The sequence below is a fragment of the Streptomyces sp. NBC_00286 genome (genome assembly GCF_036173125.1).
In the GTDB taxonomy this organism is placed as follows: Bacteria; Actinomycetota; Actinomycetes; order Streptomycetales; family Streptomycetaceae; genus Streptomyces.
The window spans coordinates 8,669,236-8,682,500 of record NZ_CP108054.1; the positions used below are offsets into that span (position 1 = coordinate 8,669,236).

At 70.2% G+C, this 13,265-nt stretch carries 10 protein-coding genes (1 of these 10 running past the window's edge); 3 read left to right on the forward strand and 7 right to left on the reverse strand.

Features of this window, described 5'->3' with window-relative positions; translation table 11 throughout:
* Positions 1–108: 108 nt before the first annotated feature.
* The 5 genes from glpK to OHT21_RS39205 all read right to left on the reverse strand — a co-directional run bounded on the left by glpK (position 109) and on the right by OHT21_RS39205 (position 6,152).
* Positions 109–1,620 (reverse strand): glycerol kinase GlpK, encoded by a 1,512-nt coding sequence (glpK, locus tag OHT21_RS39185; protein ID WP_328772996.1) that lies wholly within the window; start codon positions 1,618–1,620, stop codon positions 109–111.
* Positions 1,621–1,642: 22 nt separating this feature from the next.
* The gene (locus tag OHT21_RS39190; protein ID WP_328772997.1) at positions 1,643–2,368 is read right to left on the reverse strand and encodes an MIP/aquaporin family protein; all 726 of its coding nucleotides are present in this window, start codon (positions 2,366–2,368) and stop codon (positions 1,643–1,645) included.
* A gap of 394 nt (positions 2,369–2,762) precedes the next feature.
* Complete coding sequence (locus OHT21_RS39195) at positions 2,763–4,415, reverse strand: GGDEF domain-containing protein (RefSeq protein ID WP_328772998.1); 1,653 nt, start codon at positions 4,413–4,415, stop codon at positions 2,763–2,765.
* Positions 4,416–4,539: 124 nt separating this feature from the next.
* Entirely contained in the window at positions 4,540–5,730 is a 1,191-nt protein-coding gene (locus tag OHT21_RS39200; RefSeq protein WP_328772999.1) for a lipid-transfer protein, read from the reverse strand.
* Positions 5,727–6,152: a Zn-ribbon domain-containing OB-fold protein gene (locus OHT21_RS39205; RefSeq protein ID WP_328774398.1), complete on the reverse strand. Its 426-nt coding sequence runs from the start codon at positions 6,150–6,152 to the stop codon at positions 5,727–5,729. The genes OHT21_RS39200 and OHT21_RS39205 overlap by 4 nt, the downstream gene beginning before the upstream one ends.
* A gap of 283 nt (positions 6,153–6,435) precedes the next feature.
* Between OHT21_RS39205 and OHT21_RS39210 the strand changes: the two genes are divergently transcribed.
* On the forward strand, positions 6,436–6,972 hold the full coding sequence (locus tag OHT21_RS39210; protein ID WP_328773000.1) for an NUDIX domain-containing protein: 537 nt from the start codon (positions 6,436–6,438) through the stop codon (positions 6,970–6,972).
* A gap of 40 nt (positions 6,973–7,012) precedes the next feature.
* On the opposite strand, the gene OHT21_RS39215 is transcribed toward OHT21_RS39210, so the two are convergent.
* Complete coding sequence (locus OHT21_RS39215) at positions 7,013–9,379, reverse strand: glycoside hydrolase family 31 protein (RefSeq protein ID WP_328773001.1); 2,367 nt, start codon at positions 9,377–9,379, stop codon at positions 7,013–7,015.
* 215 nt (positions 9,380–9,594) lie between these two features.
* Here OHT21_RS39215 and OHT21_RS39220 point away from each other — a divergent pair, with 215 nt between their 5' ends.
* Both OHT21_RS39220 and OHT21_RS39225 read left to right on the forward strand, forming a co-directional pair.
* Positions 9,595–11,571, forward strand: a complete 1,977-nt coding sequence (locus OHT21_RS39220; RefSeq protein ID WP_328773002.1) for an acetoacetate--CoA ligase — start codon at positions 9,595–9,597, stop codon at positions 11,569–11,571.
* Positions 11,572–11,693: 122 nt separating this feature from the next.
* Positions 11,694–12,587 (forward strand): hypothetical protein, encoded by an 894-nt coding sequence (locus OHT21_RS39225; RefSeq protein ID WP_328773003.1) that lies wholly within the window; start codon positions 11,694–11,696, stop codon positions 12,585–12,587.
* 68 nt (positions 12,588–12,655) lie between these two features.
* Here the strand turns inward: OHT21_RS39225 and ptsP are convergent, their stop codons facing one another.
* Positions 12,656–13,265, reverse strand: partial view of a phosphoenolpyruvate--protein phosphotransferase gene (ptsP, locus tag OHT21_RS39230; protein ID WP_328773004.1) — the end only. The gene runs 1,061 nt beyond the window's last position; 610 of the gene's 1,671 nt are visible here — the last part of the coding sequence; the start codon falls outside the window, past its right edge; the stop codon is at positions 12,656–12,658.

Consider the following 13,265-nt stretch of genomic DNA (forward strand, 5'->3'; position numbering starts at 1 on the left):
CCCCGCCGACCGGGGTACGGGCCGTGGCCTTCAGGCGCGACACGCGTGACGCACGCGCGCGTGCACCGCGAAAACGAGGCACGCGCGCGTGCACCGCGACAACAAGCGCTAGCTGGGACCGTCCTCGTGCCAGCCGAAGCTCTTCTCCACCGCCTTGCGCCAGTTGTGGTACTCGCGGTCGCGCACCGCGTCCTCCATCGACGGGGTCCACTCGACGTCCTTCGCCCAGTGCGACTTCAGCTCGTCGAGGTCGTTCCACACACCGGTGGCGAGGCCCGCCGCGTAAGCGGCGCCCAGGCAGGTCGTCTCGGAGACCTTCGGACGGATCACCGGTACCCCGAGCACATCCGCCTGGTGCTGCATCAGCAGGTTGTTCTTGGTCATGCCGCCGTCCACCTTCAGGGTCGTGATGTGCACCCCGGAGTCCTGGAACATGGCGTCGACGACCTCCCGGGTCTGCCAGCTCGTCGCTTCGAGCACCGCGCGCGCGAGGTGCCCCTTCGTGACGTACCGCGTGAGACCGGTGACGACTCCGCGCGCGTCGGAGCGCCAGTAGGGCGCGAACAGGCCGGAGAAAGCGGGCACGATGTACGCCCCGCCGTTGTCGTCGACGCTCGCCGCCAGCGTCTCGATCTCGTCCGCCGTACGGATGATGCCGAGCTGGTCGCGGAACCACTGCACCAGGGCGCCGGTGATCGCGATCGACCCCTCCAGGCAGTACACGGGCGCCTCGGAGCCGATTTTGTAGCCCATGGTGGTGAGCAGCCCGCTCTTCGAAGGAACCGGCCGGTTCCCGGTGTTGAGCAGCAGGAAGCTGCCGGTGCCGTAGGTGTTCTTGGCCGTGCCCACGTCGTAGCAGGCCTGCCCGAAGACCGCCGCCTGCTGATCCCCGAGCGCCGAGGCGACCGGCACCCCGCCGAGTTGGCCCACGGCAGTCCCGTACACCTCGGAGGAGGACTTGATCTCCGGGAGCATCGCTTCGGGGACGTTCATCGCGGAGAGGATGGATGCGTCCCACTGGAGGGTCTCGAGGTTCATCAGCATGGTGCGCCCGGCGTTGGTCACGTCGGTGACGTGACGGCCGCCGTCCGTGCCGCCGGTGAGGTTCCAGATCAGCCAGGAGTCGATCGTGCCGAAGGCGATCTCGCCCCGCTCGGCGCGCGTTCGCAGCCCCGGCACGTTGTCCAGCAGCCAGGCCGCCTTCGGCCCGGAGAAGTAACTGGCCAGCGGCAGGCCGGTCTGCTCGCGGAAACGGTCCTGCCCGTCCGAGCCGCCCAGCTCGTTGCAGAGCGCCGAGGTACGGGTGTCCTGCCAGACGATCGCGTTGTGCACGGGCTTGCCCGTGGCGCGGTCCCAAAGGACCGTCGTCTCCCGCTGGTTGGTGATCCCCAGCGCGCTGAGCTGGTCGGCGCGGAGCCCGGCCTTCGCGATCGCCCCGGCCACCACGGCCTGCACCTTCGACCAGATCTCGGTGGCGTCGTGCTCCACCCAGCCCGGCTTCGGGAAGATCTGACGGTGCTCGCGCTGGTCGACGGCGACGATCGCGCCGTCCTGGTTGAAGATGATGCAGCGGCTCGAGGTGGTGCCCTGGTCGATTGCGGCGACGAACTTGTCTGTCATGACGTCCCCTTCGTCGGATTCTTCAGAAGGCCACGTTGAAAATGAGCCCCGAAAGTGCCCCGCCGATCAGCGGCCCCACCACCGGGATCCACGCGTAACCCCAGTCAGAGGTGCCCTTGTTGGGTATCGGGAGTAGGGCGTGGGTGATGCGCGGCCCCAGGTCACGGGCCGGATTGATGGCGTATCCGGTGGGACCGCCGAGCGACAGGCCGATGCCGACCACCAGGAAGGAGACGATCAGAATCGCGGTGCCGGACTCGCCGAGACCCTTGGTCAGGCCGAAGGCCAGGATCGGCAGGACCAGAGCGATGGTGGCGATGATCTCCGTGATGAGGTTCGCCACGGGATTGCGGATCGCGGGTGCCGTGGAGAAGATCCCGAGCGTCGGTTGCGCCTTCTTCTCCTCGGCGTTGGCCTGGAACTGCGCGAGGTAGACCAGCCAGCACAGGACCGCGCCGAGCATCGCGCCGACCATCTGCCCGGCGACGTAGAGGTGGACTTTGTCCCAGTTCCCGGTGTCGATCGCGATGCCGAGTGTCACCGCCGGGTTGAGGTGCCCGCCGGACAGCGGTGCCGCGGTGTACGCCCCGGCCATCACACCGAAGCCCCAGCCGAACGCGATGACGACCCAGCCCGCGTCCTTCGCTTTGGAGTCGTTCAGTACGACCGCGGCGACGACTCCGGCGCCGAACAGAATCAGGATCGCTGTGCCGATGATCTCACCGACGAAGATGTCTCCATTGCTCATGGCGGCTCCTAGGCCCTCGCCCGGGGCGATCGGCCCCGGTCCACCGTGCAGGGTGCGTTTCCCATGGCTACTTCAGCCGAAGGCAGGGAGGGTCCCGCGCCCCGCCCGGCGTCCGTGACGAGCGTGCCGTGGCAGCCGAATCGCCCATGGGGGATGACCCGTTGGCGCAGGCGAGGGCCCGCGCGGCGCAGTGCGTGATGCGCCGGAATGCGGCGACGCCGACTGACATCCGGAAGTGTTCACCGGTGGTCAACCACCGTCAAGGTCGCGGGCGGCAATGGTTCTTGCCCGCAAGACTGCCTGAACCGGGACGGTCGGGTTCCGCAACCGCTGTACGGCGGTGCCGCACGCGTCAACTGCCGGGCCCGGCGGACACGGTGGCGCAAAAAGCCGCTCAGCCCAGGCCCGGCCCGCCGGCCCCGCATCCCGCCTGTGCGGGCGCCGCCCCCGAGCCGCGCCGGATCTCATGGCCGGGCAGGCCCGCGTGGCCCAGCACCCAGCTCGCGCCCCGCAGCGACTTCGCTGCCTGCTTCAGCGGCGCCAGACACGCGGCCGCCTGGCGGTGGTCGGTCAAGGTCCCTGGAGCACACAGCACTGTGGCCAGCGATAGCGTGACGGCGAGGCCACCGGCCGACCACGGAGTGTCGAGCACCGACATGGCCAGCGGATCGAGCCCCTCCGGATCCGTCAGTACGAGAAAGTCGTCGCCGCCGATGTGCCCTACGCGCGTGGCTTCGGACGCCGCCGCCTGCAGGGCCCGCCCCACTCCGCGGATCAGCTCGTCGCCCGCCGCGAACCCCGCACCGTCATTGACCTGCTTGAAGCCGTCGACATCCAGCCAGCTCAGCGCGAAGATCCGCCCCTGCGCGATCCGCCGGTCCACCTCCGCGGTGATCGCGTCGGAACCCGGCAGCCGCGTCAGCGGGTTCAGCCCGGCCGCCTCCTCGACGCGGCTCTCGGCCAACGCCCGTACCAGATCGGCCAGTCGTACGACTCCCACGCACCGCCCCAGTCGGTCGACGACCGCCACGTCGTCGGACGTACGGTCGCGGTCCCCGTCCGCCACCACATCGAGGACCTCCCACGCCGTGGCGTCCACGCCGACCGTACGCGGCGGATCGCCGAGTTTGGCGGCCGGCCGGTCGGCGTACAGCGCATGCCCGTAGCGGCCCGACAGCGACAGCAGGAACCGGGAACGGTGTACCGACCGCACGGGAACCCCGGCCGCGTCCACGAGCAGCACCCCGGACACCTCCGGCGACCCGGTCAGCAGCCCCCGCACCTGCCCCGCGGACGCGCTTGCGGGCAACAGCGCCGCGGGGCGTACGAACTGCCGCACCGAAGGCCCGTACGGAGGCGTTGCCGCGGTGGCCTGGGAGAGTGCCGGAACGTATACGTCCGCTGCCGGACGGCGTGCCGGGGGACCGAACAGCTCGCCCTGAGCCAGTTGCGCACCCGCCGACAGCGCCGCCGAGCACTGCCTTTCCGTCTCGACGCCCTCGATCGACAGCAGCGTGCCGAGCTGCTCGCACAGGGTCCGCATCGCCCGTACGACCGCAGGACGCGTCAGCAGGGAAGCATCGAGCTTGACCAGGTCGGGCGCGAGATCCGCGAGCACCCGAAGAGGTACGTCGCCGTCGCCGATGCCGTCCGCGCAGATCCGGAAGCCCTCGCCGCGCAGCGCCGTGACCGCCTCGATGAGCGCCCGGTGCGGCACGTGCGTGAAGGGCGGGCCGACATCGACCGTCACCTCCCACGGCATGCGCCCTGCCTCGCGCACGGCCTCCCGCAGCGCGGCGAGCCCTCCCAGATCCGCGAGGGTGCCCGCGAACACGTTGACGTGGAGCGGCAGCAGCGTCTCCTGACGGGCGGCCGCCCGGATCGCCAACGCGGCCAGCCGGCCGTCGAGTTCGGGATCGCGGCGGGCCTGCGCGAGGACGTCACCGGCCTCCGGGCGGGCGAGTATCTCCAGCGCCGCGACCCCTCCGGTCGTCAGGTTGACGATCGGCTGGAAGGCGAAGCGGAGAGTATCCGTCCAGGAGCGCACGGAAGGATAATGACGCTTCCGGCACGCGACCAAGCCCAGTTCACGAGCTGTTCACGCAGGATTCCGGGCTGGTCACTCAGCGTACGGAAGTCCACCTCAGTCCGCCCGTACCGGCGCCCTGCCCTCACCGGACGGCTATCACGGACGATCCGTGCCCGAACAGCCCCTGGTTCGCGGTGATCCCCACCCGAGCGCCGGTGACCTGCCGTTCGCCCGCTGCACCACGCAACTGCCAGGTGAGCTCACAGACTTGGGCGATGGCCTGGGCCGGAACGGCCTCCCCGAAGGAGGCCAGTCCGCCGCTGACGTTCACGGGTATGCGCCCGCCGGGGGCCGTCGCACCCTCTCTGAGCAGCTTGGCGGCTTCGCCCTCCCCACACAGACCCAGGTCCTCGTACCACTGCAACTCGAGTGCCGTGGACAGGTCGTAGACCTCGGCGAGCGACAGGTCCTCCGGTCCGATGCCCGCCTCCTCGTACGCCGCTCGCGCGATCGACGCGCGGAACGTCTCGGGCGCCGGCTCCACCGCGACCGCCGAGTCCGTCGCGATGTCCGGCAGATCGAGCACCGTGTTGGGGAAGCGCGGTGTCACCGTGGACACGGCACGGATCCGCACCGGATCCGGGGCTCCATGACGCCGCGCGAACTCCATGCTGGACAGCACCAGCGCCGCGGCCCCGTCCGAGGTGGCGCAGATGTCGAGCAGCCGCAGTGGGTCGGCGACGACGGCCGAGGCGGCGACCGCCTCGGCCGTCACCCGCTTGCGGTACCGCGCATTCGGATTCAGCGCCCCCAGGGCGGCGTTCTTCATCTTGACCTGCGCGAAGTCCTCCAGAGTGTCCCCGTGCACGGCCATCCGCCGCCGCGCGTACAGCCCGAAGTACGTCGGATTCGTCGCCCCCAGGACACGGAACCGCAGCCAGTCCGGATCGTCCGGCCGATTCCCGCCCGCGGGCCGGAAGAACCCCTTCGGAGCCGCGTCCGCACCCACCACCAGGACCACGTCCGCGAGACCCGAAACGATCTGCGCCCGCGCGGTGTTGACGGCCTGCGCCCCCGACGCACACGCCGCGTACACACTCGCCACCCGGGCACCCTGCCAGCCCAGCGCCTTCGCAAACGTCGCCCCCGCCACGTACCCCGGATAGCCGCCACGGACCGTGTCCGCGCCGACGATCGAACCGACGTCCCGCCAGTCGACCCCCGCGTCGGCCAGTGCCGCACGCGCCGCCGTCACCCCGTACTCGACGAAACTGCGTCCCCATTTGCCCCAGGGATGCATGCCCGCGCCGAGCACCGCCACCTCACCCGTCATGCCCCCACCCCCGTCGGCCGCCAGTGCCAGGTCGTCCAGGTCGTCTCCGCGTCCTCATTCAGCACGCCCGGGACGACCTCCACCTCCATGCCCACCGTCAGATCGGCGACGGTGACTCCGGGAACGGTCTGTCCGAGTACCACGATCCGCTCGGATTCCAGCTCCACAGCGATCAACGCGTAGGGCTGCCATTCGAGTTCCGGGTCGGACACATACGGTGACGGCGGGCGGTACCGGCTGTCCGTGTACGACCAGATACGACCCCTCCGGGACAGCGGGATCTCGGCCAGTTCGCCGCCCGGGCAACCCGGGTTGCGGCAGAAGGCGTCCTCACGGGGGAAGAACACCGATGCACAGGCGGAACAGCGCGTACCCAGAAGCCGGAAGTCGTCTCCCTCGCCGGCGAACCAGCCCGGGACCACGGGTGTACGGGTGTGGGACAAGATCCCTCCAGTGCTGCATATCTGACGGCTCGTCAGAAGTGTGGCATGGAGCGCGTCGATTGGGCAGGGCGTCGGCGGACAGGGCCGTGTATCAGTCGGCGGACAGGTCCGTGTATCAGGAGAACCGCTGGGGCCTCCTGGGCGTCGGAGTATCGGTAGGGGCGGCCGGGGCTCACGGGGGTGGTTCCGGCCGTCTCCCATCTCCTCCTATGGAGCGGGCCCTCCGGAGGCTCCCATGTGATGATCGGCTACAGTCCGCGTCGTGTCCCCGTCCCAGAACCCGCCCGCCGATTCCGCGCCGGACTCCCACTGTTCGAGCTGCGGAGCGCCCTACGGAGAGGGCGTCTCCGGCTGGCCCCGCACCTGCGCCTCCTGTGGCGCCGTCGCCTACCGCAATCCGCTGCCCGTCGCGGTGGCCCTTCAGCCCGCGTACGACGTCAGGGGCACCGCCCTGGTCGTCATCACCCGAGCCATCGCCCCCGCGCGCGGGGGAATCGCCCTGCCCGGAGGGTTCATCGACCACCGGGAGGACTGGCGGCACGCCGTCGTCCGCGAGCTCAAGGAGGAGACGGGCATCGACGCGGCAGCCCACGACGTACGGCTCGCCGACGCGATGAGCTCGCCCGACGGGCACCTCCTGCTCTTCGGCCTGCTTCCGGAGCGCCCGGCCGCCACACTGCCACCGCCTTCCGCGACGGACGAGACCGAGGGCCGGCACCTGCTCCGTACGGCGACCGAACTCGCCTTCCCTCTGCACACCTTGGCGGCTCGGGCGTTCTTCGAAGGCCGGTACATCTGACGCGTCGTCCAGGGCGCTTGAAGGGCTGTTCGGGAGCGCTTCACAGGGCCCCCAGCCCGCGAACCCGTACGGGGCGTGACGGCTCGCTCGGGCCGTCCTCCCCATCCTGCTCGACGACCACGCGCTTTCCTTCCCAGCGCGTCACATACCGCTCGATCTCCGGCTCGTCCCAGCCGTCGCCCGCGTCCGGAACCACGAGCCCGCCTCCGGTACCTCCAGGGGCGGGCGCCCACACCTCCAGCTCCAGGCCGCCGTCGGCGCCGCGTACGGGAACTACGGCACCCGCGCGCGCGAGGACCGGAATGCGCGACAAGGGGGCATCGAGCAGCACCTGAGCGGGCCCCTCGTAGCGCTCCTCGGTCTCCGTGTCGTACCAGCACCCGCGCGGCAACTGCACCGCGCGCCGGTCCGTGCCCGGGTTCAGCACCGGCGCCACCAGGAGGCAGTCGCCCAGCAGGAAGGCGTCGTCGCAGTCGCGCAGCGCCCTGTCCTCGGGCGCGCCCCACCACACCGGCCGCACATACGGCGCCCCCGTACGGTGCGCCAGATGCGCCAGCGTCACGAAGTACGGCAGCAGCCGCCGCCGCTCGATGAGCGCCACGCGCGCGTGCTCGAGGATCTCGTCGCCGAACTCCCAGGGCTCCCGGCGCCCGGCCTGCAGACTCGCGTGAGTACGGAACAGCGGCAGATACGCCCCCTGTTGGAACCAGCGCAGATACAGCTCGGGCGACGGACTGCCGTCGAACCCGCCCACATCGGGGCCCGAGTACGGCACCCCGCACAGCCCGAGCCCCACCACCAGCGACAACGACGCCCGCAGCCCCGGCCAGCCGGTGGCCACGTCCCCGGACCAGGTCCCTCCGTAGCGCTGCATTCCGGCCCACCCAGAGCGAGAGAACGTGAACGGCCGCTCTCCGGGCGTCAGTTCACGCAGCCCTTCATGGCCGGCCTGTGCCATGCAGAGCGCGTACACGTTGTGCGCCTCACGATGGTCGCCGCCGCGTCCCTCCAAGTCGTGCTGTGCCGAGCGAGGCAGGGTGTTCTCCCCGAAGGCCGTGAACGACACCGGCTCGTTCATGTCGTGCCAGAAGCCCGCGAAACCCTGTGCCAGTCGCTCCTCGTAGAGCTCGCCCCACCACTGACGCACCCGCGCGCGCGTGAAGTCCGGATACACCGACTCGCCGGGCCAGACGACACCGCGTACCGGCCTTCCCGCGGAGTCCCGTACGAAGGCGTCCACCGCGGACCCGCTGTCGTACACCGCGTTGCCCCGTTCGGCCTTGACCGCCGGATCCACGATCGACACCAGCCGGATCCCGTCCCGGCGCAGCTCCTTGGCGAGCATCGGTAGCCTGGGGAAGCGCTCTCGGTCGACGGTGAACACCTGGTGCGCGTCGAAGTGGTCGATGTCCAGGTGGACCGCGTCCAGCGGCAGCCCGCGCTCCTGATATCCGGCGACGATCCGACGCACTTCCTGCTCGCTGCCGAAGCCCCATCGCGCGTGATGGTGCCCCAGCGCCCACGCGGGCGGCAGCGCGGCGGCCCCGGTGAGCGACGCCCAGGTACGCAGCACGCGCGCGGGGGTGCCCACCATCACCCAGCAGCGCAGCGGCCCGCCGTCCATCCGCAGTTCGCTCGTCCCGGCCCGGTCGTGCCCGGATCCCGCACCCTCCTCACCTTCGCGCAAGGTCACGGTGCCGTCCCAGGTGCTGTCGTGGAACACCAGATGCGTGCCGGCATCTGCCACCACCATCTGCACCGGCATGGTGATGTACAGCGGATCGTCGCCCGGACCGAACGAGAGGCCCGGGTCGGTGTTCCACAGTCGGTACGTGCCGTCCCGCAGCCGTGGTCCCGACGCGCGACCGCCCAGCCCGAAGAACCGTGCGTCCGCGGCCACTTCGGACCGCTGCATCCACCGCGCAGCGCCCCCGCCGACCGGCTCCCACCACCGGGGCGGCAGATCGCGGCGCAGGGTCACCCCGCCCGGCGTACGCACCTCCACGGCGCCGTTCCGCGAGACGACGACCGTCACGCGCTCGGCCACCACCCGCCAGCCGCCGTTCTTGTCCGGCTCCAGAACGGCCCGCGGGTCCGGCTTGGGGGAGCGGCCGACGAGCGCGTACGACGGCTCGGGTCCGGCCCCGTCCCAGCCCCAGAAGACGGCTCCGTTCACGGCGACGGTGATGCGCAGCTCCGAGCGGGTGAACCGGACCAGTCCACCGCCGGGCCCCGGCTCCACGCCCAGCACAGGCCCGGGCACCCGCGCGCGCTCGGCACCACGGGGCGCAAGCCCGGAGGCGTCGGTACGCCTTCTGCGCCACGCGGCCCGCACGGTACGCCAACCCTGGGACGCCCCCGTAGAGCCGACCGCCTTCACCGAGCGCACCAGGTCACGACCGTCCATGCTGCTCAGCCTGCCATTGACCTGCCCGCATGTGTGAGTCGTTCAACTGCCGTTCACCTGCGACGGGACCACATCTTCACGACCCGGACCATCCGCGGCGCGCTCTGGTGCGGAAGTCGATCACATGGCATCGTCCGTGTCAGCCGCGTGACGCGCACACCCCAGCCCGTGTGTGATACACGCATAAGACGCGCACAGTCCCCGGGAGCCGCCTCATGTCCTCAGCGAACCCCTCACCGCTCTGGCAGCCCGACCGGGAACGCATCGCCCGGGCACAGATCACCAAGTTCCATGCCTGGGCGGCCAACCACCACGGTGCCCCCTCCGAGGGCGGCTACGCGGCCCTGCACCGCTGGTCGGTGGATGAGCTGGACACCTTCTGGAAGGCCGTCACCGACTGGTTCGACGTACGGTTTTCGACCCCCTGCGCGCGCGTGCTCGGCGACCGCTCCATGCCGGGAGCCCAGTGGTTCCCCGGGGCCACGCTCAACTACGCCGAGCACGCCCTGCGCGCAGCCGATACCCGCGCCGACGCCCCGGCCCTCCTCCACGTCGACGAAACCCACGAACCGCGCCCCGTCAGCTGGTCCGAACTGCGCCGCCAGGTCGGCTCCCTGGCCGCCGAGCTGCGCACCCTCGGCGTACGCCCCGGAGACCGCGTCAGCGGCTACCTCCCGAACATTCCGCAGGCCGTCGTCGCCCTGCTCGCCACGGCCGCCGTGGGCGGCGTCTGGACGTCCTGCGCGCCCGACTTCGGAGCCCGCAGCGTCCTCGACCGCTTCCAGCAGGTCGAACCGGTCGTCCTGTTCACCGTCGACGGCTACCGCTACGGCGGCAAGGAGCACGACCGCCGCGACACCGTCGCCGAGCTGCGCCGCGAACTGCCCACGCTGCGCGCCGTGATCCACGTCCCACTGCTCGGCACCGAGGCTCCCGAAGGCGCCCTGGAGTGGTCCACGCTCACCTCCGCGGACGTGGAACCCGTCTTCGAAGCAGTCCCGTTCGACCATCCCCTGTGGGTGCTCTACTCCTCTGGCACGACCGGCCTCCCGAAGGCCATCGTCCAGTCCCAGGGCGGCATCCTCGTCGAGCACCTCAAACAGCTCGGCTTGCACTGCGACTTGGGCCCCGAAGACCGCTTCTTCTGGTACACCTCCACCGGCTGGATGATGTGGAACTTCCTCGTCTCCGGCCTCCTGACGGGCACCACCATCGTTCTGTACGACGGCAGCCCCGGCTACCCGGGCACGGCCGCCCAGTGGCGCATTGCCGAACTCACGGGATCCACGCTCTTCGGCACCTCGGCCGCGTACGTCATGGCCTGCCGCAAGGCGGACGTGCACCCCGCCCGCGACTTCGATCTCTCCCGTGTGCAGTGCGTCGCCACCACCGGCTCGCCCCTCCCGCCCGACGGATTCCGCTGGCTGCACGACGAGTTCGCGGAGAGCGGCGCCGACCTGTGGATCGCCTCCGTCAGCGGCGGCACCGACGTCTGCTCCTGCTTCGCAGGCTGCGTACCCACGCTCCCGGTGTACATCGGCGAACTCCAGGCACCGTGCCTCGGCACCGACCTCCAGTCCTGGGACCCCAGCGGCAAACCCCTGACCGACGAAGTCGGCGAGCTGGTCGTCAGCAACCCGATGCCGTCCATGCCCATCCACTTCTGGAACGACCCCGACGGCAGCCGCTACCACGACAGTTACTTCGACGTGTACCCCGGAGCCTGGCGCCACGGGGACTGGATCACCGTCACCTCACGCGGCTCGGTCATCATCCACGGCCGCTCCGACTCCACGCTCAACCGTCAGGGCGTGCGCATGGGTTCGGCCGATATCTACGAAGCCGTCGAACGCCTCCCCGAGATCCGCGAATCCCTGGTCATCGGCATCGAACAGCCCGACGGCGGATACTGGATGCCGCTGTTCGTCCACCTTGCGCCGGGCGCCGTACTCGACGAAGCCCTCCTCGGACGTATCAAGCAGACCATCCGCGAACAGCTCTCGCCCCGCCACGTCCCCGACGAGGTCATCGAGGTGCCCGGCATTCCGCACACCCTCACCGGCAAGCGCATCGAGGTCCCGGTCAAGCGTCTGCTCCAAGGCGCCCCCCTCGAAAAGGCCGTCAACGTGGGCTCGGTGGACAGTGTGGATCTACTCCGCTTCTACCAGGACCTGGCCCGCAAGCGCGCCTGATCAGGTTGCTGACCAGCGCATTTGTCGCACAACCGGGTGTGTGACCCCCTCGCCCGACGGCCGTTGTCAGTGCCGCCGGTTACGGTGAGTGAGCATTGATCGACTGCACTCAGGGGGAAAGAATGGCGCACATCCAGCACCACAGCATGCGACGCGTACTGCGCCGCGAAATCGCCGGCACCCTCGGCCTGCTGACGGACGAACAGGACTTCACGGCGATGCGACGCTATCGCACGTTCACCTTTGCCGACCACGAGAGCTACCTCCAGCAGGTGGAAGCCCTGCTCAGGACACTGGCTTCCCAAGGCGGCCACACCACAGTGGCACTCTTCGACCCCGAGGAGTACGCGGAGTTCTGCGCCGAGCACGGCCTGGAACCCGACGCCCCGACCAGCCGCACCCGCTTCACAGCAGAGCTCGCCGCAACGGGCGCCACCCTCCCGTACGAGGGACAACCCCTCGCCGAGCTCGTCCCGGACCTCGTCGACGAGGCCGTCCGACAAGCCACTTGGGAGTACGCGACTACGCTCCTGTCCCGCATCGGGAACTGCGCGTCCTGTGGCGAGGACATCGGCCGTGCGGCTTTCATCCGAGCCTCTGACCTGCTCGTGCGCATCCTCGAAAGCACGGGCCCCGGCCGGCGCCACCTCGTGTGCAGCGTCTCGACCGCGCCGGAAACACTTACCGCCGTACTCCATGCCGACGACGACGAGGAGGGCACACCCCAGCTCGACGAGGCCGAGGCCCTCGAATTCACCACCGTCCTGGCCGTCGGCATCGCCACTCAGAGCGCCGGAGGCCTCGTCATGCGCACCAGCGCCCCGGACACCACCGACCGCGTCTTCGGCTGGCGCCTGCGTGGCGAAGGCCTGGAACCGCTGACCGCAGGAGAGGTCTTCGACGCCTACTGCACCGACATCGATTCCGGCGACCTCGTCTCCCCGGAATCAGGCGTCGACTACTGCGTGCCACCTGACCTGAGGGACGACGGCCCCACGACGGCGCACACGCACTGAACGCGGCGAGGGGTGCCGCACCGTAGGTGGGGCACCCCTCGATCACCGCTCGGGGTAACGGTGCTGTCCTACTCGCCGGACAGCACCGCCTGAGCCGCGTTGCGCGCCTCTTCGGCAGTGTCCGATGCGCGCGCCGCCGCCGCGGCACGCTCGCACTGCGCCAGCGTGTACTTCGCCAGCGTCGCTCGGACGTACGGAATCGACGCCGCACCCATGGAAAGTGAGGTGACCCCCAGGCCGGTCAGCACACACGCGAGCAGCGGGTCCGATGCGGCCTCGCCGCAGACACCACAGCTCTTGCCCTCGGCCTTCGCCGCCTCGGCGGACAGGGCGACCAGGTCAAGCAGCGCGGGCTGCCATGGGTCCTGAAGACGGGACACCGCGCCCACCTGACGGTCGGCGGCGAAGGTGTACTGAGCGAGATCGTTGGTGCCCAGCGACAGGAACTCGACCTCCTGCAGGATCGACCGCGCCCGCAGAGCGGCCGACGGAATCTCGACCATGGCACCGAACTTCGCCTGCAGCCCGGCCTCACGGCACGCATCCGCGAACGCCTTCGCGTCGATACGGTCCGCGACCATCGGCGCCATCACCTCGAGATAGACCGGCAGCCCCTCGGAAGCCTTCGCAAGCGCCGTCAGCTGCGTACGCAACACCGCCGGGTGATCGAGCAGCGTC